Raw genomic sequence first — 23,679 nt, 5'->3', positions numbered from 1 at the left:
GACAGGGATCAGCAGCGGCCCAGCATGTCCGTCAACGCCGTCTTCTCCGCGGTGTTGATCGTCAGCTTGAACTTGTACTTCACGGCGACCCACATCTTCGCGTACGTGCACCAGTACGACGTGAGCGGCGGCTTCCACTGGTCGGGCGACTTGTCGCCCTTCTCCTGGTTGACGTTGTCCGTCACGGCGATCAGCTGCGGGTCGGTGAGGTCGTTCGCGTACGCCTGGCGCTGCGCGGTCGTCCACGACGACGCGCCGGTGCGCCACGCGTCGGCCAGCGGCACGACGTGGTCGATGTCCACATCGGACGCCGCGGTCCAGGTCGCGCCGTCGTACGGGCTCTTCCAGCTGCCGGACGTCGCCGCGCAGCTGGAGTCGGTGACCACGTTCGTACCGTCGCGCTTGAGCACCACTTCACGGGTGTTGCAGCCGCTGCCCTGGTCGATCCAGTGCGGGAACTTGTCGCGGCTGTAGCCGTCCTGCGAACCGTCGGCCTTGACGGTCAGGGACGCGAGCTCGGACTTCGCCGTGGTCGCCGAGGGGATGCCCGGCGGGGTGGCCTCCGCGACGCTGACCAGCGTCCCGGAGAGCACGGCGGTGGCCGCGAGGATGGTGAACGAATGACGAACAGCACGCCTGGTTGGCATTTTGCTGCCTCCGTGTCAGGTGTGGGGACAGCTAACCCTGATACACGGGAGTGGCGTATGCAACACGTATAGGTGACATGTTGCTGTCCGTCGGTGAACACGGCGTGTCCGCAGGCTCACTCGACCGTGAAAATAGCAGGTCAGACGGCGCCGCGGACCAGCCGAAGGTCTTCCGTGTGCCGGTACCAGGTCCACTTGTTCACCGCGCGCTCGTAGACGACGTCGTCGCGCACCGGCCGGGTCGGGATGCAGCCGATCTGGAAGGCCCGCGAGTACAGCGTCGCCGGCCGCTTGAAGATGGTGCCCTTCACCACGCGGACCGCCATGCCCGGTCCGTCCGGGTCCGGCGTCACCTCGATCGACGCGGCCGGCCCGCGCAGCGCCACCTGCTCGTCGGCGTAGGCCACGCCGCGGACCAGCCGCAGCTGCCCGCGCCCGACGAGCACACCGCCGACGTCGTCGCGGATCAGCGGCACCGGGTCGACCTCCCCGCGCAGCGCGAGCGCGAGGGCCTGCAGCGGCGTCTTCGGCAGTCCCCAGAGCGCGGCGACCGACGAGTCCGGCGCCGACGGGACGAACCCGACCGACACGCCGGAGAGCGCGTCCTTCCGGAGCAGCCGCAGCACGACGGCGGCCAGGTCCGCGTCCGTGCCCGACACCACCAGGTGATCGTGTTCGCCCAGCAAGGGGTCGATTTCCGCCTTGCCGGGGAGGCTCGGGACGCGGATCGATTCGACGTCGTCGACTTCTTCGAAGCCCGCCGCGCCATCACCACAGGCCACCACGATTCCGCGCACCCGCAGGTCCTCCGTTAAAGTCATGCACCGGCATTTCGTCAGCGCCACCGGTGTCCGTCCGGGACACTTAACCTCAGTCGTCGAACACCTGGAGTGTCACATGCCGGCCATCGTGCTCATCGGTGCCCAATGGGGAGACGAAGGCAAGGGCAAGGCCACCGACCTGATGGGTGACCGCGTCCAGTGGGTCGTCCGCTACCAGGGTGGCAACAACGCCGGTCACACGGTCGTCCTGCCGAACGGTGAGAACTTCGCCCTGCACCTCATCCCGTCCGGCATCCTGACGCCGGGCGTGACCAACGTCATCGGCAACGGCGTGGTGGTGGACCCGGGTGTGCTGCTCGACGAGCTCTCCGGCCTCGAAGCGCGGGACGTGGACACGTCCAAGCTGCTGATTTCGGCCGACGCGCACCTGATCATGCCGTACCACGTGGCCATCGACAAAGTCACCGAGCGGTACCTCGGCAGCCGCAAGATCGGCACCACCGGCCGCGGCATCGGCCCGTGCTACCAGGACAAGATCGCCCGCGTCGGCGTCCGCGTGCAGGACCTGCTCGACGAGAAGATCTTCCGCCAGAAGGTCGAGGCGGCGCTGGAGTTCAAGAACCAGGTGCTGGTGAAGGTCTACAACCGCAAGGCGCTCGACGCCGACCAGGTCGCCGACGAGGTGCTCGCGGCGGGCGAGAAGTTCTCGCACCGCATCGCCGACACCCGGCTGCAGCTCAACCAGGCGCTCGAGCGCGGCGAGACCGTGCTGCTGGAGGGGTCGCAGGGCACGCTGCTCGACGTCGACCACGGCACCTACCCGTTCGTGACGTCGTCGAACCCGACGTCCGGCGGCGCGAGCGCGGGTTCGGGCATCGGCCCGGGCCGGATCACCACCGTGCTCGGCATCCTCAAGGCCTACACCACCCGCGTCGGCTCCGGCCCGTTCCCGACCGAGCTGCACGACGAGTCCGGCGAGTACCTGCGCAAGCAGGGCGGCGAATTCGGCGTCACCACCGGCCGTTCGCGCCGCACCGGCTGGTTCGACGCGGTGATCGCGCGGTACGCGGTCCGCGTCAACGGCATCACCGACTACTTCCTGACGAAGCTGGACGTGCTGTCCGGCCTGGAAAAGGTGCCGGTGTGCGTCGGCTACGAAGTCGACGGCTTCCGCACGCAGGACATGCCGATGACGCAGACCGACGTGCACCACGCGATCCCGATCTACGAAGAGCTGCCGGGCTGGTTCGAGGACATCTCGGGTTGCCGCACGTTCGAGGAGCTCCCGGCGAACGCGCGCGCGTACGTCGAGCGCCTGGAAGAGCTGTCCGGCGCGCGGATCTCGGCGATCGGCGTCGGCCCGGGCCGCGACCAGACGATCGTGCGGCACGAGTTCGTCTGAGTCAGGTCAGCTTCGTCGTCACCGGCGTCTCGTTGCGGAACAGGTCGAGCACCGGGCAGTGCTCGTCGACCTCGCGCTTGAGGTCTTCGTAGCGCTCCCGGCTCGCCGGGCCTTCCAGCTCGACGGACACCCGGACGTCCCCGAACCCGGGGCGGGTGTTGAAGGCGAACCCGAAGAAGCCGTGCAGGTCGAGGTCGCCGTCCACGGTGACCTTGATCGAGTCGATCGGGATCCCGCGCTTCGCCGCCCAGAACTGGTAGGTGATGACCTGGCACGACCCGAGCGCGGCGAGCGCGTACTCGACGGGGTTGGCGGCCTGGTCCGCGCCGCCGAGCGCGGGCGGCTCGTCGACGGTGAAGCCGTGGTCCCGCACCTTGACCTCGACCTCGGTCCTGGTGCCGGGCTTGAGGGTGTGGTCGACGCTGAAGGAAACGGCGGCGTTGTGCGGATCGGCGTCGACGGCCTTGCGGGTGCCTTCGATGACTTCGGTCAGCGACATGGGGCTCTCCTGAAGATCGTGAGGGATGTGCCACAGGGTGGGCGAATCCCGCCGCGCCCGCTCGGGTTCTCAACTCCTGGGAAGCCGGAAATCGGTGGCGCCGCTCGCTAGCTTGGGACCATGACCATCGGAGTCACGCTGCCGGCCGGGGACACCGGGGCCGCGGCGAACCTCGTCGACGAGCTCATCGCCCAGACCCGCCAGGCCGCCGACGCCGGGCTGAAGTCCGTCTGGTTTTCGCAGCTGCCGCTGAGCCAGGACGCCATCACCGTCGCCGCGCTCGCGGGCCGCGAAGTCCCGGGCATCGAGGTCGGGACCTCCGTCGTGCCCACCTACCCGCGGCACCCGCTGCTGGTCGCGAGCGCGGCGCAGACCGCGCAGGCCGCCACCGGTGGCCGGTTCACGCTCGGGATCGGGCTCGGGTCGAAGGGGTTCCTCGGGCCCGTCTACGGCGTCGAGTACCCGCCGCCGATCCGGCACCTGCGCGAGTACCTCACGGTCCTGCGGCGGGTCTTCGACGGCGAAACCGTCGACTTCCACGGCGAGACGCTCGAAGCGCACCCGCCCGGACCGTCCACTGTGGGCGGGGACGTGCGGATCGTCGTCGCCGCCATGGGGCCGCAGGCGCTGCGGGTGACCGGCGAGCTCGCCGACGGCACGCTGCCGTTCCTGGCCGGGCCGAGAGCGCTTTCCGAGCAGATCGTCCCGCACCTGCCCGACGGCAAGCGGATCCTCGCGGCCGTGCCGGCGATCGTCACCGACGAACCCGACGCCGTGCGCGCGCTCGCCTTCGAACAGATGGCGTTCTACAGCCAGATCCCGTCGTACCAGCGGATCCTGGCCGCGGAAGGCGTCGAGCACGCGGCCGAGCTGGCGATCATCGGCGACGAGAAGACCGTCCTGGAAGGACTCCAGCGGTACTACGACGCCGGCGCGACCGACGTCCTCGTTTCGCAGACCGGCATCCGCTCCGCCGAGGAGCGGCTGCGGACGTGGGAGGTGATCAGCTCAGCCGGTTCGTGAGGGTCGCCGACACCGAAAGCTCCTCGAGGTCGAGCTCCCGCAGCACCTTCTGCAGGACTTCGTCGTCGAGCCGTCCGGCGCGGTTCTCCTCGATCATCGCCTTGCGCTGGGTGATCAGGAGCTCGCGCCGGGCCTTCGCGAACTGGGCCTGAGGGCTGCCGGTCCGGTCTTCGCCGGACAACGTGATCGCGGCCTTGGCGAAGCGGTACCGCGTGTCGATCAGCCGCTGGAGCCGCTCCTTGAGCCGGTCGACCTTCTCCTGGGGCAGGTCCAGCGAAGCCAGCCGCTCGTGGCTGATCTCGCGCAGCCGTTCCTGCGCCGCCTTCTTCGCGACCTCGCGCGCGGCGAGTTCCTCGGCCTCGTCCCGCGACGCCTCCTGGGGGTCCTCCACCTTCAGCACCCGGATCAGCGGCGGCAGTGTCAGCCCCTGGATCAGCACCGTCCCGATCGCCACGGTGAACGCGAAGAGCTGGATCTCCTCGCGGCCCGGGGTCGCGGCCGGGACACCGGCCGCGGCGGCGAGCGTGACCACGCCGCGCATGCCGGTCCACGACACCACCGCCAGCGTCCGCCACGAGGGCGTGGCGCGGTCCCGGCCGAACAGCCGGACGGTTTGCGGCAGGTACGCGGAAACGAAGACCGCCGGGACCCGCACGAGCATCGTCACGCCGAGCACGATCACCGCGACCAGCGCGAGCGTCCCGTTGTCGCGGGCCGCGTGCTGCGCGCCTTCGAGCACGAACGGCAGCTGCAGCCCCATCAGCGCGAACACCAGTGCTTCCAGCAGGACGTCGATGGAGGCCCACACGGATCTGTCCTGCATGCGCGTCGCGGGAGATGCGTAGAGCGCGCGATGCCCCAGGAGCAAGCCCGCCGCCACGACGGCGAGCACGCCGGAGCCGCTGAAGTCTTCGCTGAAGGGGTGCAGGTGCTCGGCGGTGACGTACGCGGCGAACGGCACGATGATGCCGAACGCCGACTCCATCAGCGGGTCGTCGAGCTGGCGGCGGATCAGCACGACGAGCGCGCCGATCGCCAGCCCGACCCCGATGCCCAGCACGGTCGCGACGCCGAACACCGCGAACCCGTGCCCGGCCGAGCCCGCGGTGCCCGCGACCGCGGCGAGCGCGACCTTGTACAGCGTCAGCGCGGCGGCGTCGTTGACCAGGCTTTCCCCGGTCAGCACGGTCATCACCCGGCGCGGCAGGCCGAGCTTGCGGCCGATCGCCACCGCCGTCACCGCGTCCGGCGGCGCCACGACCGCGCCGAGGACCAGTGCCGACGCGAAGGGCACGTCCGGCAGCAGCAGGTGCACGACGACGGCGACGACCACGGCGGTCACCGCCACCAGCACCACGCCGAGCGCGACGATCGGCCGCAGCGCCCGCTTGAAGTGCGTCAGCGAGCTTTCCAGCGACGTCGAGTAGAGCAACGGCGGCAGCACGACGGTGAGGACCAGTTCCGGTTCGAGCTCGAACCGCGGCACGCCGGGGATCAGCGCGACCCCGAGCGCGACGACCACCACCAGCAGTGGCGCGGACAGGTTGTAGCGCCGGGCCAGAGCGGTCAGCGCGAGCGAGCCGGCGAGCACGCCCATCAGCGTCAGGGTCTCCACTCGCGTGATCTTCCCGCAGGTAGAAGCGCTGCGCTCGGCTTCCGCTCAATGGAAGTGACCTGGCTTACGCCGGAGCCGCTGTGCATACTTGTGCGCAATACGCACACCTGTGCGGATCACGTGCACCGACGCACATCCGGAGGTTCTCCCATGTCCCCTGGCACTCGCTCCTGGGTCGTGCCCCTGGCCTGGACCGCCGTCCTGCTCGACGGGTTCGACCTGGTCGTGCTCGGCACCGTGCTGCCCGTGCTGCTCCGCGACCACGTCTGGGGCCTGACCCCCGGCACGGCGTCGCTCGTGTCGACGGTCGGGCTGGCCGGGATGATGCTGGGCGGGCTGGCGATCGGCACGATCACCGACGTCATCGGGCGCCGGAAGTCCCTGATCATCTCCGTGACGCTGTTCTCCCTGTGCACGCTGCTGTGCGCGTTCGCGCCGTCGACGTTCGTCTTCGGGCTGCTGCGCTTCGTCGCCGGGCTCGGCCTCGGCGGCTGCCTGCCGACGGCGATCACGCTGGTCACCGAGTACGCGCGCCGCGGCAAGGCCGGCAGCGCGACGACCACGGTGATGACCGGCTACCACGTCGGCGCGGTGCTGACGGCGCTGCTGGGCATCGTGCTGATCGCGCCGCTGGGCTGGCGCGCGATGTTCGTCGCCGGGGCGATCCCGGCCGTGGTGCTGATCCCGCTGATGCTGAAGTTCCTGCCGGAGTCCGAGTCGTTCCAGCGGGTCCGCGAGACCGAGCGGTCGGCCGGGCACGCCGTCGCCGGCCTGTTCCGCGGCGGCCTGCTGCGCGCGACGATCGCCTTCTGGATCACGTCGTTCATGGGCCTGCTGCTGGTGTACGGGCTGAACACCTGGCTGCCGGAGATCATGCGCCAGGCCGGCTACCCGCTCGGCGCCGCGCTGAGCCTGCTGCTGACGCTGAACGTCGGCGGCATCGTCGGGCTGCTCGTCGCGGGCCGGGTCGCCGACCGCGTCGGCATCCGCCCGTCGGCGCGGGTCTGGTTCGTCGCGGGCGCGGTGTTCTTGGCCCTGCTGAGCGTGAAGCTGCCGGCGGTCGGGCTGTACGCGGCGGTGTTCCTGACCGGCTGCTTCGTGTTCAGCGCCCAGGTGCTGGTGTACGCCTACATCGGCCGCATCTACCCGGACGCGATCCGCGCGACCGGCCTCGGCTGGTCCGCCGGCATCGGCCGCATCGGTGCGATCTCGGGCCCGCTCCTCGGCGGCGCCCTGCTGACGGCCGGCATCGCGTACCCGTGGGGCTTCTACGCGTTCGCCGGCGTCGGCGCACTGGGCGCGGCCGCGGTCACGATGGTCCGCCCGGGCCGCCAGTCCCCGACTCCCGATGCCGTCCCCGCCCCGGAAAGCCACGCGACTCCCTGAGCGTGCCGTGCGGGTGGTCGTGAGTGAGAAACAGGTTCCAACCCTGTTTCTCACTCACGACGACTTGCGCCGAACGTCAGCCGAGGTCCTTCAGTTCCTGTTCCACCGCCGCGAGTTCGGCTTCGGAGCCCTGGACCTTCGGGCCCGTGAACCACTTGCGGGCCGAGAGCGCCCACCACAGCGCCGCGCCGCCGAGCACCACCAGGAACGCGATCGGCGTGTAGTTGAAGGAATCCACCGTCACCGGCGACACCTGCGGCAGCATGAACAGCACGAAGATCAGCGCGACCCACACCGTCGCGATGATGCCGATCGGCTTGCCCCAGCGGCCGAGCGTCCACGGTCCCGGCTCGAACGAGTCGCCGCGCCGGACGCGCAGGAACACGGGGATCACGTACGCCACGTACAGGCCGACCACGGCGATCGACGTCACCGCCGCGTAGGCCGTCGCGCTCCAGAGGTACGGCAGGGCCAGGACCAGCGCGCCGCCCGCGGCGAGCCACACGGCGTTGGTCGGCGTCTGCGTGCGCTTGTTGATGTTGTGCCAGAAGCCGGACCCGGGGATCGCGCCGTCGCGGGCGAACGCGTAGATCATCCGCGAGTTCGCCGTCACCGACGCCATGCCGCAGAACAGCTGCGCGCCGATGCAGATCAGCAGCAGGAACTTGCCGGTGACCGCGCCGGTGGCGTCGATGAAGATCTGCGCGGGCGGGACGCCGGTCGCGGACCCGACCGCGCCGTCGTAGTCCTGGATCGCGAACGTCAGGCCGATCAGCAGGATCCAGCCCGCGACGAGCGACACGACGATCGACATGACGATCCCGCGCGGCCCGGCCGTCGCCGCGCTCTTCGTCTCCTCGGTCATGTGCGCGGAGGCGTCGTACCCGGTCAGCGTGTACTGGGCGACCAGCAACCCGAGCGCGAAGACGTAGAAGGTCGAACCCCAGCCCGTCTGGTTCACGAAGCTGCCGAAGACGAACGACGCGTCCTGGTGCTTGGCCGGCACGAAGACCAGCACGCCGACGATCACCAGCACGCCGATGAGGTGCCACCACACGCTGACGTTGTTGAGGATCGCGACGATCCGGACGCCGAAGGTGTTCAGCAGGCCGTGCACCACGAGGATGACCGCGAGCAGCAGGATCGTGTGCCCCGGGGTCGCGGCGAAGCCCCACTGCAGGTCGAGGAAGGCGTTGAGGAACAGCGCCGCGCCGAAGTCGATGCCCGCGGTGACGGCGATCTGCCCGATGAGGTTGAACCAGCCGGTGAACCACGACCACGCGGGCCCGGACCTGCCCGGCGCCAGCTTCGCCGCCCAGTAGTAGAGGCCGCCCGCGGTCGGGTAGCTGGAGCAGACCTCGGCCATGCCGAGGCCGACCAGGATGACGAACACCCCGACCAGCGGCCAGCCCCAGATCATCGCGGCCGGGCCGCCGGTCTTCATGCCGAAGCCGTAGAGCGTCAGGCAGCCGGAGAGGATCGAAATGATCGTGAAGGAGACGGCGAAGTTCGAGAACGCCGACATCGTCCGTTTGAGTTCCTGCGCGTACCCCAGCTGGTGCAGGCGGGCGCTGTCTTCGTCAGCGTGGTCGGGAGTGGTCTGCTGGTCGGAAACGTCCATCGGGCACCTCTTGAAAGGTATGCGGCCAGACCATTGAATTCGCCGAAAGTAGCCCTGGTCCCGAGGTGTGTCAAGCTTTCGTCAAGAACTCGTCCAGCTGCCTCAGCAGGGGCCCGCCACCCCGGTGGTCGTTCGAGATCAGGGTCGCGGTGAGCCCGGCCGCCGGCACGTGCGTGCTCCAGAACGTGACGCCGTGGTCGCCGCCGTCGAGGTGCACCGCGCCGGGCCGCGGCAGCCAGAAGCCGAGGCCGTAGCCGTCCGCGTGCGGGTGGAGCATCCGCTCGACCCACTCGCGGGGCACGATCCGGCCGTCGAGCAGGGCCGGCCAGAACTTCCGGAAGTCCGGCGCGGAGCTGTAGATCCCGCCGTCGCCGAAGCCCACGACGGGCAGGCTGAACACGTTGGTGCGGCCGTCTTCCTGGTAGCCGGTGGCCGTGCGGGCGGGCAGCGCGTCGGAGCGCAGGAACGCCGTGTCCGTCATCCCGGCGGGTTCGGTCACGCGGGTCCGGACGAGCTCGGCGAAAGGTATGCCCGCGATCCGTTCGGCGATCAGGCTCAGGACCGCGAAGGCGCCGTTGTGGTAGTGGAAGCGTTGGCCCGGCGGGAACTGCTGCGGATAACCGTCGAGCGCGGCGAGGTAGTCGGCCGAGGTGACCAGGCCGGGCGGTGTCTCGGGCGGGTTTTCGTCGTCGCAGTAGTCGCCGATGCCGGACGTGTGTGTCAGCAGGTGCTCGACCGTCACGCGGTCGTCGATCAGCGGCAGGTCGGCGCCGAGCACCTCGCGCGCCGGGGTCTTCAGCTCCAGCCGTCCCTCGGCGACCAGGCCGACGACGACCAGCGCGGTGAACCCCTTGGTGCCGCTGGCGATCGCGAACCGCGTGTCGACGGTGTTCTCGACGCCGTAAGCGATGTGCGCGTAGCCGGACGCTTCGGCGAACAGCGTCTCGTCGCCGCGGCTGACCAGCACGACCCCGGAGAAGTCCGTGAGGGGCACCTTCATGGCTCAAGCGTCCACGAAGGTGCCCCTCGTGACCAGCCGATTACCGGCCCAGGAACGCGTGCAGCGACTCGAGCGCGGTGTCCGGCTGGTCGGCGAAGAAGCCGTCGACGCCGGCCTTGAAGAACGCCGACTCCTCGGTGAAGACGTCACCGTAGGCGTCCGGCTCGGCCGAGGACCGCAGGTTCGCCGGCAGGAACGGGTTCTCGTTCCGGAAGGTGTACGGCTGCACCTTCAGGCCCGCCTTGTGCGCGTCGGCGACGAGCGCGGTCGGCTTCGTCAGGTTCCCGGCGGCGTCCAGCGGGATGATCTGCGCCTTCTCCGGCCCGAGGTACTTCGCGTACTTCGCGACGTCGCGCAGGCCCTGCGGGGTCACGAGGTCGGCGTAGGTCCGCTTGTCGCCCTTCGCGACGAAGTCCGCGGGGGCGCCGGTGGCCGAGGTCAGCTGCAGCAGCGGCGTCCGGACCTGCTTGTGCAGGTCGATCAGGTTCGACACCTCGAACGACTGGATGATCGCCGGCGCGTCCGGCCGGTCGAGGCCGTTGCGCTTGAGGATCGACACCAGCTTCGGCTCGGTCGGGTTGCCGATCGAGGAGAAGAACGTCGAGTGCTTGACCTCGGGGTAGGTGCCCAGCGTCCGGTGCAGTTCCCGGCCGAGCCGCTTGGTCAGGTCGAGCACCTCCTGGTAGGTGGCGATCTGGTAGCGGCCGTTGTAGAGCGTGTTGTGCGGGCGGTTCGCCGGGATCCGCTCGACCGCGCGCAGCGTCTTCAGCTCGGCCAGCGTGAAGTCCTGGGTGAACCAGCCGGTCGTGGTGACCCCGTCGAGCACGACGGTCTTCTTGCGGCTCGCGAACTCCGGGTGCTTGGCGACGTCGGTGGTGCCGCCGATCTCCGGCTCGTGCCGGGCGACGAGCTGGCCGTCCTTCGTGGGCACGAGGTCGACGTCGACCCAGTCGACGCCCATCCGGTAGGCGAGCTCGTACGAGGCGAGGGTGTGCTCCGGCCGGTACCCGGGCGCGCCGCGGTGTCCGATGATCACGGGGTCATCGTGGCCCCGCCCGTGCGCGGCCGCATCGGCGGACCCGGTCTCGGCGGCGTTCGCCGACCCGATCGCGACACCGGTGACGCTCAGCAACGCCAGTCCGGCCAATGCCAGTACACCCACACGTTTGCGCTTCATCTGGTGACCTCTTTTCACACAGGGTGTGCCCTGACTACCCGCGTCACCTTCGATGCCGCAAGCGTCTCGCGGGGGTATCTGGGCGGTCGGGGCGGTAAACGGCGCGTGGACTCCTGCGCACCGCTCGTCACGGACGGCGCCACGTCCCTCACCCCGGGTGCCCGGGGGCCGCGAAATGTCCGGCGCGAACCCGGCCGGATACGCTGTGCTGCGTGCGCGTACTGGTAATCGGCTCCGGCGCTCGTGAGCACGCCCTCGTCCTCGCGGCTTCCGGCGACCCCGCCGTCACGGCGCTGGCCTGCGCCCCCGGCAACGCCGGGACCGCCTCGGTGGCCGAGCAGCTCGGCGTCGAAGCGGCCGACCCGGAGGCGGTCGCCGCGCTCGCGAAGAGCTGGCAGGCCGACCTCGTCGTGGTCGGGCCCGAGGTCCCGCTCGTCGCCGGCGTCGCCGACGCCGTCCGCAAGGTGGGCATCGCCTGCTTCGGACCGTCGGCCGCGGCGGCCCGCATCGAAGGCTCCAAGGCGTTCGCGAAGGACGTCATGGCCGCGGCGAACGTGCCGACCGCGCGCAGCGAGGTGGTCGACAACCCGGCCCGCCTCGACGCCGCGCTCGCCCGCTTCGGCCCGACCTGGGTGGTCAAGGACGACGGGCTCGCCGCCGGCAAGGGTGTCGTCGTCACCACCGACTACGACGTCGCGCGCAAGCACGCGATCATGCTCCTCGACGGCGGCCACCCGGTGCTCTTGGAGTCCTTTTTGGACGGTCCGGAAGCGTCGCTGTTCTGCTTCGTCGACGGCAACACCGTCGTGCCGCTGCTGCCCGCGCAGGACTTCAAGCGCGTCGGCGACGGCGACGCGGGCCCGAACACCGGCGGCATGGGTGCGTACGCGCCGCTGCCGTGGGCACCCGAAAACCTGGTCGACGACCTGGTCGAGAAGGTCGTCCAGCCGGTCGCCGACGAGCTGGTGAACCGCGGCGCGCCGTTCTCCGGCCTGCTCTACGCCGGGCTCGCGCTGACCTCCGACGGCCCGCAGGTCATCGAGTTCAACTGCCGCTTCGGCGACCCGGAGACCCAGGTCGTGCTGGCGCTGCTGCGCACCCCGATCGCCGGGCTGATGCACGCGACCGCCACCGGCAAGCTCGCCGACCACCCGCCGCTGGAGTGGGCGGGCGGCACGGCGGTGACCGTCGTGGTCGCCGCCGACGGCTACCCGGGCAAGCCGCGCACCGGCGACATCATCACCGGGGCCGAGCTGGAAGGCGTGCTCCACGCCGGCACGCGCCGCCGCGACGACGGCGCCGTCGTCTCCGCCGGCGGCCGGGTGCTGTCGGTCGTCGGCACCGGCAAGACGCTCAAGTCGGCGCGCAAGCACGCGTACGAGACCGTGGAGAAGGTGCACCTCGCGGGGTCGCACCACCGCACGGACATCGCGCTGAAGGCGGCGAACGGCGAGATCGGCGCCCCGGCCGCGAAGCAACGCGCCTGATTTCACGGGAACGGGGAACCGGCCGGGCACGGACTTCGTCCAACTTCAGGCTGCTGCCACACTTGCGTTGGTAGCCTCGACGAGGAGCCGGCCGGTCACTGTCCGTATGACGTCAGGGGAGAGCATGTCAGGACCCTCGTACGACCTGAGTCCGGCCGTCCCGGTGGCGCCGGCCGTGGCGGACGTCCTGGTCCGCCCGGACAAGCTCCTCGACGTCGCCCGGATCGTCGAAGAGCAGGCCAACGCCCTCGAAGACCAGCTGATCACCCGCCTGGACCAGCTGCGGGTCGACGCGCCTTCGGCGGACGTCGTCAGCACCCAGTCGATCGAAGCGTGGAACTCCCTGATCGCCGACGGCGACCGGTCCTACGCCGGCCAGGTCCGCGAGTACGTCGCGGGCCTCAAGCGCCTGGTGTCGCAGCTGCGCGAAGCCGCGAAGGACTACAAGGTCAGCGACGAGGAAAAGGCGGCGGTGTTCGGTGACCGCGGCAAGCACGGTGCGTAACAGCGCGGTGCTGATCACCGGCGGGGTGCTCGCGACGGCGGCGCTCGCCGGCTGCTCCGCGGACAAGGACGGCACGCCGTACCCGATCGAGACGGCCGCCACCGCGGCGTCGCAGAGCGCGAAGGCCGCCCAGCTGCCGCAGCGCCCGGCCGACCTGCCGGTGCAGGGCGTCGACCTCTGCGACCTCTTCCCGCAGGTGCAGCTCGACGCGATGAAGATCAGCAGCACGCCCCGGCAGGCCGACAGCGCCGACGGACCGGTCTGCGTGCTCGACGCCGACCGCGAGGAGCCGTTCCACGGCTACCAGGTGGGCGCGGTGACCGCGGACCTCGACGAGTGGATCACCGGGGCCCGGCGCAAGAACAGCATGACCACCGAACCGAAGGCGATCGGTGGCTACCCGGCGTTGACGAGCTACCGCGCGGCCGCCGATCCGGCCGACTGCAGCACCCTCGTCGGCGTCGCGAAGGGCCGGACGCTGACCATCCGGACGTTCCCCATCACCCGCGGCAAGCTCACCCAGCCGCAGCTGTGCGACATGTCGGCGCACGCCGCCGACCTGGCGCTGCAGACCTTGAAAGCACGCAACTAGGGAGGGCGCGTGGAATTCTCCGAGCTCGCGGCCGGGATCCAGAACCACCGGTTCGACGGCTGGACCAACACCGCGATCGCCGACCAGATCACGCGGATCGTCAACGGCGACGGCACCGGCAGCATCGGCACCGCCGTCGACGCGCTGAAAGCCGTCGCGACCGCGCTCGCCCACACCGACCAGACGCTGCGCGCGCAGCTGCTGAAGCTCGGCGTCGAGTGGCAGAGCCAGGCCGGGGGCGCGGCCGGCCAGGTGCTGACCGAGCAGGCCGGGTTCTCCCAGGACGCCACCACGAAGGTCGCGCACGCCGCGGAAATGGTCTTCGAGCAGGGCGAGTCCTTCAACCGCACCAAGTACAAGCTCCCGGACGCCGAGACGGTCCGGAAGGGCGCGGGCGGCTACACGCTGACCGACGGGCTGCTGCTGTCCCTCATCGGTTTCGAGACCGACCACGCCCGGCAGGTCGAGGCGGCGAACAACGCCAAGGCGCAGGCGCAGCAGGCGCTCAACGAGTACGCGCAGGAGAGCGGCACGAACCTGCTCTCGACGCAGTCGCTGTCCGACCCCGAGTCGCTGAAGCTGGCCGCACCGGGGGTCACGCCGGGCGTGCTCGACGTCGCCGGCGCGGCGGTCGCGGTGACGCCGGACGGCGGCGTGCGGCCCGCGTCGGACAAGGTCCGGTCGGTGCACGTCGACCCGCCGGTGGTGCAGCCGGTCGCGCACCAGGTGCACGCCGACCCGCCGACCCCGGTCTACGGCGTCGCGGCGCAGCAGCAGCCGCCGTCCCGGCCCATCGGGTCGTCGCGGCAGACCGGCTCGGTGACCGCGCCGGCCGCGCAGCACACGACACCTTCGTCGACGACGACGCCGTCCGGTGTGAAGCCGCCGACGTCGACGCCCGCGCCCGGCTGGGTCAACACCCCGGGCCGCGGCCCGTCCGGCGGCGATTCCACGCACTTCTCGCCCGGCCTGGCCGTCGGCGGCGGCGAGCAGTTCGTCCCGCCGGGCGCGCCCGGTTCCCTGCCGCCCGGCTCGAACCCGGCGACGGCGCCGATCAAGTCCCTCGGGGGCGGTGGCACGTCCACCGGTTCGGGCGGCGTCGACAGCTCGCTCAGCCGCGGCCCCGACGGCCTGCTGGCCAAGGGCCGCACGGTCGGCTCGATGCCGCAGGCTCCGCTCCAGCCCGGCCAGTTCACGGCCGAACGCGGCTTCGTGGCGAAGCCGGGCGCGACCCCGGGCGAAATCGGCGCGGGCGCGGCGGCGGTCGGCGCGGGCGCCGCCGGTGGCGCGCTCAGCGGCGACAAGGAACGCCAGCGGCGGGAAAAGAGCCAGCCGAAGGGCCCGGTGCGGCCGCTGCCGGTCGGCGAGCTGCCCGAGGAGGAGGCCGTCGCGCTGCGGAAGTCCGAGCAGATCAGCCCGAAGCAGCAGCGCGGCGAGGCGAAGTTCCTGTCGGAGGCGGCCCCGCAGGAGGAGGACGCCGAGCACGTCCGCCGCTTCGGCGTCGACGACCAGGACCTGTTCGCCGACCAGCGGATGGTTTCCCCCGACGTGATCGGCGACCACGGTTCGGACGGTCGCTGACCGTGTCGCTGGTGCTGTCCGCGTCCGAGTTCGACGTGCTCTGGGAGTCGTTCGAACTGCCCCGGCGGCACGTCGCGATCGACGTGCCGAGCGAAGGAACCACCCGCACCGAGCGGTCGGAGCTGGTCGAGTCGGCGTGGGCGTCGCTCGGCGAGCGGCGCCTGGCCCGCAACCGCCGCCCGTCCGGCGAGCTGACCGACCTGCTCCACCTGCTGGCCCGCCCCCAGTTCGGCGTCGACGTCTGGGTCTGGGCGGAACGCGAGATCCGCGGCCGCGCGGTCAGCCACCGCGGCCAGGCGGTGCTGGCGGTGGTGGACAACGCGGAGGTGTGGCTGATCCCGGCCACGGAAGACGCCCTCCCGGAGGCGGCGGTCTCGGTGGCGGGCGACCTGGCCCCGGGCGTCGGCCAGACGGTGAGCATCCCGTATTCGACGCTGAAGTCGGCCGACGCGGCGGCGAAGGGCGACCCGAAGGCGCTGGTGACGGCGCTGGAGGACCGCGGCGTGGCGCTGTTCCAGGCCCAGGAGCTGTCGGGGATGCTGCTGGGCCAGGAAGCCCGCGGCCAGTTCGGCGCGGAGCGCGTGGGCCGCGACGGCGTCGTCCACCGCGCGGGCCGGGTCGTGGCGTTCTTCGACACGGACTCGGGCCGCTACCTGTTCCAGGTGGAGACCGACCGGGACGGCCGCGAGTGGGCGACGGTGACCCCGGCGGACAACGCCCTGCTCGCGACGAGGATCCGGGAACTGATGGCGGAGGCCTGAGCCCCGCCGGGTGGAAGTTGGCCGGGAACCGTACGCGCACCCCTCGGGAAGTCATAAAGTAAGCGCGGGAACCGTCTTGGTCATGACGACGTCTGACCGGGCGGACACAAGTTTTCCGAAGGGGATGACGAACCGTGCCTGTCTACGACGCCGACTCGATGGCCATCGCGGCCGGCCAGGTGGAGAAGCTCAAGGACGAGTTCGAAAAGTCCAAGCAGAAGGTCACCGGCTTGGACCACGAGAAGGAAAGCCCCTTCGGCGGCATGGACGACAAGGGTGACGCGCACGGCGCGGTCGGCAAGTTCAAGGACGGCGTGCACAGCCAGTTCGACGCCGCGGGCAAGCACATGGAGGCACTGGGGTTCGCCATGCGCAAGGCCGCGGGGCTGATCGCCGAGACCGACCAGGTCGGGGCGAGCGACCTCAAGCTGCACGTCGACAAGTGAACTGAGCAGGGGGCACCAGAGTGGGATTGAACCCGGGCGGCGCCGGAACGCCGGACAACTGGGAAGCCTTCATGAAGAAGGTCGATCAGGTCGAAAAGGTCGATTTGGGAAAAATCACCGCTGCCGCGACGCAGTTCCGCGAGGCGGGCAAGAACGCCGGTGACCACACCGCGTCGCTGAAGAATTCGACGGAAGCGCTCAACGGCGGCGTGTGGGCCGGTCCGGCGGCCGACGAATTCTTCAAGTACGTCCGCCAGGTCCGCGACGCCGGGACCAAGGTGCAGACCCACCTCGAGGACGTCGCCAAGGACCTCGACGACCTCGCGTCGACCCTCGACCAGATCAAGAAGAACGTCGGGGACAAGCAGCTCGCCGCGGAGAAGGCGGTCAACGAGCGCAACGCGACGGCCGAGACCGCGATGAAGGCGGCGGACCAGGCGGCCGCGGCGCACGAACGCGATCAGAACCAGCCGGCGCCGGCCCAGACCTCCGCGGAGATCAAGGCGAAGGCCGCGGCCGACATCCACACCATCACCGCGGGCTTCGACGGGGACGTGACCGGCCTGCAGACCCAGGCCGACACCGCGATCAAGGCGTCGCAGAAGCTGATGTCCCAGCAGATCGAGGGCGGCTACGACCAGGTCCCGCTGCCGAGCAGCTCCGCCGCGGCCCCCAAGAGCACCGGCGGCATCCACAGCAACGGCTCCTCCCACGGCGGTGGCGGTGGTGGAGGCGGCGGTGGTGGCGGCGGGGGCGGTGGCGGCCTCGGCCCCAGCGGCGGCCCGCCCTCTTCCCCGCCCCCGGGCAACGTCCAGCAGTGGATCCAGGAAGCCATGAAGGCCCTCCAGGCCGCGGGCATCCCGGTGACCGACGCCGACATCCCCAAGATCTGGGCGATCATCCAGCACGAGTCGGGCGGGAACCCCAACGCTATAAACAACTGGGATTCCAATGCCGCCGCCGGGCACCCATCCAAGGGGCTCATGCAGTGCATCGACTCGACCTTCAACGCGCACAAGCTGGCCGGGCACGACAACATCTACAACCCGGTCGACAACATCATCGCGGGCGTCCGGTACTCGTTCGACCGGTACGGCAGCCTCGACAACGTGCCGGGCATCAAGGCCATGGCCCACGGCGGTGCCTACCGGGGCTACTAGAACTAGCCTGGCCGCATGGTCGACCTCGGAGCCTTCGCCGGTCCCGCGCTGCGGGCCGGCGTGCCGCCCTTCCACGTCATGGACGTCCTCTCCGCGGCCGGTGCGCGGCAGCGCAGCCACGGTGACCTCGTGTCGCTCGCGGCCGGGCAGCCCTCCGCGCCCGCGCCGAAGCCGGTGCTGGAAGCCGCGGCAAACGCCCTGCGGGACAGCACCCTCGGCTACACCGAACAGCTCGGCATCCCCGAGCTGCGCGAGGCCGTGGCCGGGCACTACCGGCAGCGGTACGACGTCGACGTCCAGGCGCACGACGTCGTCCTGACGACCGGGTCCTCCGGGGGCTTCCTGCTCGCCTTCCTCAGCGCCTTCGACCCCGGCGCGAAGGTCGCCATGGCGCGCCCCGGCTACCCGGCCTACCGCAACCTGCTCTCCGTGCTGGGCTGCGAAGTCGTCGAGTTCGCCACCACCGCCGAGACGAACTTCCAGCCGACCGTCGGGCTCCTCGACGAGCTCGGGCCGATCGACGGCCTGATCGTCGCGAGCCCCGGCAACCCGACCGGGACCGTGCTGCCGCCCGGGGAGCTGGCCGCCATCACCGGGTGGTGCGCGTCGCACGGCGTGCAGCTGATCAGCGACGAGATCTACCACGGCATCTCCTACGGTGCCGAGCTCGACTGCGCGTGGCAGTACGGCCGGGAGCCGATCGTGCTCGGCAGCTTCTCCAAGTACTTCGCGATGACCGGCTGGCGGCTCGGCTGGATGCTCGCGCCGCAGCGCCTCCACCGCGCGATCGACGTCCTGACCGGCAACTTCACCATCTGCCCGCCCGCCGTCTCGCAGTACGCGGCCCTCGCCGCCTTCACGCCCGAGGCGTACGCGGAAGCCGACACGCACGTCGAGCGGTACCGTGCCAACCGCGACCGGCTCTTCGCCGGCCTGCGGCGCATCGGCCTGACCGAGCTCGCGCCCGCGGACGGCGCCTTCTACGCGTATGCCGACGTCAGCGCGTACACCGAAGACAGCCTGAGCTGGTGCCAGCGGCTGCTCGCCGACACCGGGCTCGCCATCACCCCCGGCGTCGACTTCGACCCGGTCGACGGCGGGAAGTACGTGCGGTTCTCCTTCGCCGGCAGCGCCGAGGACATCGACGAAGGCGTCCGGCGGCTCGGCGCGTGGCTCGGCCAGGGGGAACCCTGATTTAACCCCGAACGTTGGCCGTCGAGAGGGAGTTTCCCCGCCGGAGGTGGCACATTGGAGTCACCGGGCCGGTGGGGCCACGGGGACACAGCGGAGGAACCATGTTCTGGAAGATCGTCGGCGGCCTGATCGTCGCCTGGGTGGCGTTCATGGTGCTGGGCGCCGTGATCGGGTTCGTGTTCAAGGCCGTCCTGTGGATCGCCATCATCGGCGGCATCGCCTTCCTCGGCGCGGCCGGCTACAAGGCGATCACCGGCAACAAGGACACCAAGCGCATCAACCGTTACTGAGTTCTACGGGATCCGCGCCACGCCGCCCAGCGCCGTCCGGTTGACCGGCGTCAGCGGCGCCAGGCGCGGCCCGTCCGGCCACCACAGGTGCGGCTCGGTCAAGCCGGGTTCGAGCAGCTCGAGCCCGTCGAAGAAGGACGCGATCTCGGCCCGCGAGCGGTAGCGCGTGGCGAGATCGGTACGGCCGAACCGGTCCTCCAGCGCCGCCGCGACGGTGGCGGCCTCGGTGGCGTCGAGCGGGTTGTGGCGGTGCAGCAGGAGCAGGTACGAGCCCGGGGCCAGCGCGCCGGCGTAGGACTTGACCACCTGCTGCGCCTGCTGGAGGTCGGCGACGTGGTCGACGACCCCGCACAGGACGAGCCCGGCGGGGCGGTCGAGGTCGAGGAACCGCCCCAGCCCGGCGAGCGTCTCGCCGGGGTTCAGGGGGTCGGTGCCGCAGAAGTGCGTGAAGTCGTTGTCGACGAGCAGGGCCCGCCCGTGCGCTTCCACCACCGGGTCGTCGTCGACGTAGACGACGTGCGCTTCCGGGTTGTACTTCTGCGCCACCTGGTGGGTGTTCTCCACCGTCGGGAAGCCCGAGCCGAGGTCGGCGAACTGGTCGACGCCCAGCCGTTCGGTCAGGTAGCGGACGGCGCGGACGAGCCACTGCCGCAGCTCCCGCGCCATCGCCGGGGCCTCCGGCGCGATGTCGAGGATCTGCCGCAGGACGGCGCGGTCGGCCTCGTAGTTGTTCTGCCCGCCCAGCAACGCGTCCGAGACGCGAGCGATGCTCGGCCGGTCGAAGTCGACGCGGGCCGACGGTCGTTCGCTCGTCGCCATGGGCTACCTACCGGGTAAGTCGGCGGGGGACGCGCCCAGCCTAGGACACGTGGATCACGGCGGGTAGGCGGCCGTGCGGGGTGGGTGAGTTTCAGCCCAGCCAGGCCTGGGCCGCGTCGGCGCCGTTCCACACCTGGGCCTTGAGCCCCACCGCCCGTGCGCCGTCCACATTGGACTCCCGGTCGTCGAAGAACAGGCAGTCCGCCGGCTCCGCGCCGAGCTCGTCGAGCAGCAGGTGGAAGATCTTCGCGTCCGGCTTGACGCACCGGACGTCGCCGGAGAACAGCGTCACGCGGAAGTGCCGCACCCAGTCCTGCGCGCGGACCCATTCGCCGAACACCGAAGGCGCGTTCGACAGCAGCGCCAGCGCCGCGCCGGCTTCGGAGAGCGTCTCGAGCAGGGCTTCCGACGACGGCTCCAGGTGGCCCCAGCCCTCGACGTCGATGCGGGTCAGCTCGGCCGACAGCGCTTCGTCGACCGGCACGCCGAGCGCCTTGCCCACGGTCTGCCAGTACTCCAGCGGCGTGCCGCCGGCGTCGTACGGCAGCCGGAGGTCCCAGTACGCCTTTTCGAACTCCGGCAGCGGCGCGCCCATCGCCGCGGCCAGGTCGGGGCGGGCGGCGCTCGGCTTGCTCAGCACGTCGCCGTAGTCGAACACGATCCAGTTCACGGGGTCCCCCGGGTGTTTCAGGCGCCGGCCTTGATCCGGCGCAGGGCTTCTTCGACGTCGGTCGCGCTGAGGTCCCGGTGGGTGACGAACCGGACCTTGCCCGCCATCGGCACCGCGCGGATCCCGAGCGAGTCGAGCCAGTTCAGCGCGGTCGGGATGTCGGGGACCTCGGCGAGCACGATGTTGGTGTCCGGCGAGTTCGTCGGCCAGCCGTACTCGCGCAGCCCGTCGGCGAGGCGCGCGGCGTTCTCGTGCGAGTCGGCCAGCTCCGGGACGCGGTCCAGCCCGACCAGGCAGGCCGCGGCCAGCACGCCGCCCTGCCGGACGCCGCCGCCGAGCATCTGGCGCATCCGGCGGGCCCGCTCGACGAACGTCTTGCTGCCGGCGACCACCGAGCCGACCGGCGCGCCGAGGCCCTTGCTGAAGCAGGCCGACACGGTGTCGACGCCGACGGTCAGCGCGGCGGGCGGCACCTCCAGCGCCACCGCGGCCTGCCAGAGCCGGGCGCCGTCGAGGTGCACGGTCAGGCCGGCTTCCTTCGCGACGGACAGCAGCTGGGCGTGCTCGTCCGGCGGGGTCACGGCGCCGCCGGCCGCGTTGTGGGTGTTCTCCAGGCAGAGCAGCGATGTCCGTAATGTGAAGTACGGCCCGGGTTGTCCGATCGCGGCCGCGAGGGCGTCGGGAGACGGGCGGCCCGGGCCGCCGTCGTGCTCGAGGATGTCCGGCATGCCGCCGGCCAGCCACGCGGCCGAGCCCAGCTCGTTGTTCAGCACGTGCGCGCCGCGGGTGGCCAGGAACCGGTCGCCGCGCTGCAGGTGCAGGCTGAGCGCGATCAGGTTGGCCATCGTCCCGCTCGGCACCCAGAGCGCGGCGGCCATGCCCAGGACGTGGGCGGCCCGCTCCTCCAGGGCGGCGACCGTCGGGTCGTGCTCGAGGACGTTGTCGCCGACCTCGGCCGACGCCATCGCCGCGCGCATCGTTTCATCCGGACGGGTGACGGTGTCGGAGCGGAAATCCAGCGGCGGCAGGGTGAAGGTCACAGAGCGATCACATCACACCCACCTCGCGGGGATCAATCAGCCCTCGGGTGGTCGAACCCACTCGGTCCGTGCAACCGTGGACGCCCCTGATTCCGTCCTCATGGGCGAACGACAACAGAGCGGAGCACGACTGCGCGTGGACCAGCGCGACGAGGAGGAGTTCGCGGAGTACTTCGCCGCCAGGCGGGACGCCGTGCGCCGGACCGCGTACATGCTCTGCGGAGACTGGCACCGGGCGGACGACCTCGCGCAGACGGCGTTCGTCGCACTGCACCGGAGGTGGACGAAGATCAGGGATCGCGCGGCGACCGACGCGTACGTCCGCAAGACGCTCGTCCGGGCGTCGATCGACGAATCGCGGCGTCCGTGGCGGCGGGAGTGGCAGACCGAGACGCTGCCGGAACCGGCCGACGACTCGCCCGGCCTCGACGACCTCGTCGCGACCAGGGAAGACCTGCTCGCGGCGTTGAAGGAAGTGCCGCCCAGGCAGCGGGCGGTGCTGGTCATGCGGTACTTCGAAGGACTCGACGTGACCAGCGCGGCGAAGGCGCTGGGCTGCAGCGAAGGCAACGTGAAGAGCCAGACCGCGCGCGGGCTGGCCAACCTCAAGCAGGTGCTGGAACGGGAGGTGGAGACCAATGGATGAGCAGGAGCTGCGCTCGTTGTTCTCCGCCGCGCCGCCGGAGGCGCCCGCACCCACGTTCTCCCAGGACGACGTCGTCCGCGAGTCCCGCCGCCAGACCGTGCGCCGCCGCAACCGGATCACGGCGGGCGTGAGCGCCGCCGCGCTGGTCGTCGTCGGATTCGGTGCGTACGGAGTGCTGTCCGGGGGTACCCCGGGATCGTTGACCGCGGCCAAGGACAACGCCGTGTCGGCGCAATCGGAAGCCGGCTCCGCGCAACCCGGGGACGGCTCGATGCGTCCTCAAGTCGGTGGGGAGTCACCGAACTTCCCGGCCCAGCCACCTCAGCAGGGGGGTGACGGGGGCGGGAAGACCGGCCACCTGGCCGAAGGCGCCTCCGGGTGCGAACAGGTGGACGGGGAGCTCGCCATCGCCCTCGCTGGCGAGCTCCCCGTCCCCGTCGCCGCTTCCCAGGCGTCCCCGGGCGGCGCCTGTTCGACGGCCTCGCGATCCGCCGGGTTCCCGGTGCCGGGTGGCGAAGTGGCCGCGGCGGTGTACCCGAAGGGCATCCCGGTGGTCTTCAAGTCCCAGCCGGCCGGCACGGTCACGGCGCAGGTCCCCACGGCGTCCGGCGGGCAGCTCCTGCTGGTCAGCGTGCCTGCCGCCGGGGCGACAGCGCCGTACGCGGGGCAAGTGGACCAGTTCGCGCGCGCACTCGCGGCCCGCTTCTGAGCCCGGGTTCGCCCGGTTGGCAGAATGACCGGCCATGACCGGAGCGACCACCCCGAAGGGGGAGCGACGCCGCGCCGCGCTCGTCGAGGCCGCCGCGAAGCTGCTCGCCGAGGGCGGGTTCGACGCCGTCCGGCACCGGGCGGTCGCCGAACGGGCCGGCCTGCCGCTCGCGTCGACGACGTACTACTTCGACTCGCTCGAGGAGCTCGTCACGGCGGCCGTCGAGCACCACGCGAACGCCGAGCTGGAGACGGGTCGCCGCCGGCTCGAGGAGCTGGCGACCCGCAACCGCGGCGTGCAGGCGACGGTCGAGCTGGTGCTGGAGATGCTGCTGGGCCCGGAGAGCGGCGACCCGGAGGCCGACGCCGAAGCCGTCCTCCTGCGCTACGAGCGGCTGGTCGCGACCGGCCGCCGGCCCTACCTGCGGCCGTTGATGCGGACGCTGTCGGCCCAGCTCAACGAGCTGCTGACGGAGATCTTCGCCCGCTCGGGCACGCCGGTCTCCGCCACCGACCTCGAGCGGCTGATCGCCCTGGTCGACGGCGCGGTCGTGAACGCGCTGATCGAGATCGACCCCGAACCCCGCGCGGCCGCGGCCCGCATGCTCCAGGCCGCGCTGGCCTGAGC

General features: G+C 71.1%; 25 protein-coding genes. 15 read left to right on the top strand and 10 right to left on the bottom strand.

Going from position 1 to position 23,679, the window contains the following annotated elements; genetic code table 11:
• Positions 1-8 precede the first annotated feature (8 nt).
• Positions 9-647 (bottom strand): HNH endonuclease family protein, encoded by a 639-nt coding sequence (locus AB5J73_RS10675; RefSeq protein ID WP_370969534.1) that lies wholly within the window; start codon positions 645-647, stop codon positions 9-11.
• Between the two features lie 140 nt (positions 648-787).
• Complete coding sequence (locus AB5J73_RS10670; protein WP_370973059.1) at positions 788-1,432, bottom strand: hypothetical protein; 645 nt, start codon at positions 1,430-1,432, stop codon at positions 788-790.
• A 112-nt stretch (positions 1,433-1,544) separates the two neighbouring features.
• Between AB5J73_RS10670 and AB5J73_RS10665 the strand changes: the two genes are divergently transcribed.
• Entirely contained in the window at positions 1,545-2,831 is a 1,287-nt protein-coding gene (locus AB5J73_RS10665; RefSeq protein WP_370969533.1) for an adenylosuccinate synthase, read from the top strand.
• 1 nt (position 2,832) lies between these two features.
• Here the strand turns inward: AB5J73_RS10665 and AB5J73_RS10660 are convergent, their stop codons facing one another.
• The gene (locus AB5J73_RS10660) at positions 2,833-3,330 is read right to left on the bottom strand and encodes an OsmC family protein (RefSeq protein ID WP_370969532.1); all 498 of its coding nucleotides are present in this window, start codon (positions 3,328-3,330) and stop codon (positions 2,833-2,835) included.
• Positions 3,331-3,450: 120 nt separating this feature from the next.
• On the opposite strand from AB5J73_RS10660, the gene AB5J73_RS10655 reads away from it, so the two are divergent.
• Positions 3,451-4,353 (top strand): TIGR03564 family F420-dependent LLM class oxidoreductase, encoded by a 903-nt coding sequence (locus AB5J73_RS10655; RefSeq protein ID WP_370969531.1) that lies wholly within the window; start codon positions 3,451-3,453, stop codon positions 4,351-4,353.
• On the opposite strand, the gene AB5J73_RS10650 is transcribed toward AB5J73_RS10655, so the two are convergent.
• On the bottom strand, positions 4,334-5,968 hold the full coding sequence (locus tag AB5J73_RS10650; protein ID WP_370969530.1) for a Na+/H+ antiporter: 1,635 nt from the start codon (positions 5,966-5,968) through the stop codon (positions 4,334-4,336). The two genes, AB5J73_RS10655 and AB5J73_RS10650, sit on opposite strands and share 20 nt — an antisense overlap.
• 150 nt (positions 5,969-6,118) lie before the next feature.
• On the opposite strand from AB5J73_RS10650, the gene AB5J73_RS10645 reads away from it, so the two are divergent.
• Complete coding sequence (locus tag AB5J73_RS10645; RefSeq protein ID WP_370969529.1) at positions 6,119-7,354, top strand: MFS transporter; 1,236 nt, start codon at positions 6,119-6,121, stop codon at positions 7,352-7,354.
• 76 nt (positions 7,355-7,430) lie between these two features.
• Here the strand turns inward: AB5J73_RS10645 and AB5J73_RS10640 are convergent, their stop codons facing one another.
• The 3 genes from AB5J73_RS10640 to AB5J73_RS10630 all read right to left on the bottom strand — a co-directional run bounded on the left by AB5J73_RS10640 (position 7,431) and on the right by AB5J73_RS10630 (position 11,152).
• Positions 7,431-8,975, bottom strand: coding sequence for an amino acid permease (locus tag AB5J73_RS10640; protein WP_370969528.1), 1,545 nt, complete (start codon positions 8,973-8,975; stop codon positions 7,431-7,433).
• Positions 8,976-9,045: 70 nt separating this feature from the next.
• A complete protein-coding gene (locus AB5J73_RS10635; RefSeq protein ID WP_370969527.1) occupies positions 9,046-9,975 on the bottom strand; it encodes a serine hydrolase domain-containing protein in 930 nt (309 codons plus the stop codon).
• A 40-nt stretch (positions 9,976-10,015) separates the two neighbouring features.
• Positions 10,016-11,152 carry a glycerophosphodiester phosphodiesterase gene (locus AB5J73_RS10630; RefSeq protein WP_370969526.1) on the bottom strand — a complete coding sequence of 379 codons (1,137 nt, stop codon included), beginning with the start codon at positions 11,150-11,152 and terminating at the stop codon, positions 10,016-10,018.
• Positions 11,153-11,364: 212 nt separating this feature from the next.
• On the opposite strand from AB5J73_RS10630, the gene purD reads away from it, so the two are divergent.
• From purD to AB5J73_RS10585, 9 genes are all read left to right on the top strand, one after another.
• The gene (purD, locus tag AB5J73_RS10625) at positions 11,365-12,639 is read left to right on the top strand and encodes a phosphoribosylamine--glycine ligase (protein WP_370969525.1); all 1,275 of its coding nucleotides are present in this window, start codon (positions 11,365-11,367) and stop codon (positions 12,637-12,639) included.
• A gap of 124 nt (positions 12,640-12,763) precedes the next feature.
• A complete protein-coding gene (locus tag AB5J73_RS10620; protein WP_370969524.1) occupies positions 12,764-13,144 on the top strand; it encodes a hypothetical protein in 381 nt (126 codons plus the stop codon).
• Between the two features lie 25 nt (positions 13,145-13,169).
• Positions 13,170-13,736, top strand: a complete 567-nt coding sequence (locus AB5J73_RS10615; RefSeq protein WP_370973057.1) for a DUF3558 domain-containing protein — start codon at positions 13,170-13,172, stop codon at positions 13,734-13,736.
• A 9-nt stretch (positions 13,737-13,745) separates the two neighbouring features.
• Positions 13,746-15,317, top strand: a complete 1,572-nt coding sequence (locus AB5J73_RS10610; RefSeq protein WP_370969523.1) for a hypothetical protein — start codon at positions 13,746-13,748, stop codon at positions 15,315-15,317.
• A 2-nt stretch (positions 15,318-15,319) separates the two neighbouring features.
• On the top strand, positions 15,320-16,078 hold the full coding sequence (locus tag AB5J73_RS10605) for an ESX secretion-associated protein EspG (protein WP_370969522.1): 759 nt from the start codon (positions 15,320-15,322) through the stop codon (positions 16,076-16,078).
• A 134-nt stretch (positions 16,079-16,212) separates the two neighbouring features.
• Positions 16,213-16,524, top strand: a complete 312-nt coding sequence (locus AB5J73_RS10600; protein ID WP_364610656.1) for a hypothetical protein — start codon at positions 16,213-16,215, stop codon at positions 16,522-16,524.
• Between the two features lie 20 nt (positions 16,525-16,544).
• The gene (locus AB5J73_RS10595; RefSeq protein WP_370969521.1) at positions 16,545-17,684 is read left to right on the top strand and encodes a transglycosylase SLT domain-containing protein; all 1,140 of its coding nucleotides are present in this window, start codon (positions 16,545-16,547) and stop codon (positions 17,682-17,684) included.
• A gap of 15 nt (positions 17,685-17,699) precedes the next feature.
• A complete protein-coding gene (locus tag AB5J73_RS10590; protein WP_370969520.1) occupies positions 17,700-18,878 on the top strand; it encodes a pyridoxal phosphate-dependent aminotransferase in 1,179 nt (392 codons plus the stop codon).
• A 101-nt stretch (positions 18,879-18,979) separates the two neighbouring features.
• Positions 18,980-19,168 (top strand): hypothetical protein, encoded by a 189-nt coding sequence (locus AB5J73_RS10585; RefSeq protein WP_290050468.1) that lies wholly within the window; start codon positions 18,980-18,982, stop codon positions 19,166-19,168.
• 3 nt (positions 19,169-19,171) lie between these two features.
• On the opposite strand, the gene AB5J73_RS10580 is transcribed toward AB5J73_RS10585, so the two are convergent.
• The 3 genes from AB5J73_RS10580 to AB5J73_RS10570 form a co-directional block, all read right to left on the bottom strand.
• Positions 19,172-19,987 carry an SAM-dependent methyltransferase gene (locus tag AB5J73_RS10580; protein ID WP_370969519.1) on the bottom strand — a complete coding sequence of 272 codons (816 nt, stop codon included), beginning with the start codon at positions 19,985-19,987 and terminating at the stop codon, positions 19,172-19,174.
• A gap of 91 nt (positions 19,988-20,078) precedes the next feature.
• A complete protein-coding gene (locus AB5J73_RS10575; protein WP_370969518.1) occupies positions 20,079-20,657 on the bottom strand; it encodes an HAD family hydrolase in 579 nt (192 codons plus the stop codon).
• Between the two features lie 17 nt (positions 20,658-20,674).
• Positions 20,675-21,697 (bottom strand): low specificity L-threonine aldolase, encoded by a 1,023-nt coding sequence (locus AB5J73_RS10570; RefSeq protein WP_370969517.1) that lies wholly within the window; start codon positions 21,695-21,697, stop codon positions 20,675-20,677.
• Positions 21,698-21,833: 136 nt separating this feature from the next.
• Between AB5J73_RS10570 and AB5J73_RS10565 the strand changes: the two genes are divergently transcribed.
• The 3 genes from AB5J73_RS10565 to AB5J73_RS10555 are packed head-to-tail and all read left to right on the top strand — an operon-like array spanning position 21,834 to position 23,677.
• Positions 21,834-22,343 carry a SigE family RNA polymerase sigma factor gene (locus tag AB5J73_RS10565; RefSeq protein ID WP_370969516.1) on the top strand — a complete coding sequence of 170 codons (510 nt, stop codon included), beginning with the start codon at positions 21,834-21,836 and terminating at the stop codon, positions 22,341-22,343.
• Complete coding sequence (locus tag AB5J73_RS10560; protein ID WP_370969515.1) at positions 22,336-23,052, top strand: hypothetical protein; 717 nt, start codon at positions 22,336-22,338, stop codon at positions 23,050-23,052. Before AB5J73_RS10565 ends, AB5J73_RS10560 begins: the two co-directional genes overlap by 8 nt.
• Before the next feature lie 34 nt (positions 23,053-23,086).
• The gene (locus tag AB5J73_RS10555; RefSeq protein WP_370969514.1) at positions 23,087-23,677 is read left to right on the top strand and encodes a TetR/AcrR family transcriptional regulator; all 591 of its coding nucleotides are present in this window, start codon (positions 23,087-23,089) and stop codon (positions 23,675-23,677) included.
• Positions 23,678-23,679 lie beyond the last annotated feature (2 nt).

The organism is Amycolatopsis sp. cg9 (assembly GCF_041346945.1).
GTDB lineage: Bacteria > Actinomycetota > Actinomycetes > Mycobacteriales > Pseudonocardiaceae > Amycolatopsis.
This window is presented reverse-complemented; position numbering and strand designations above follow the sequence as displayed.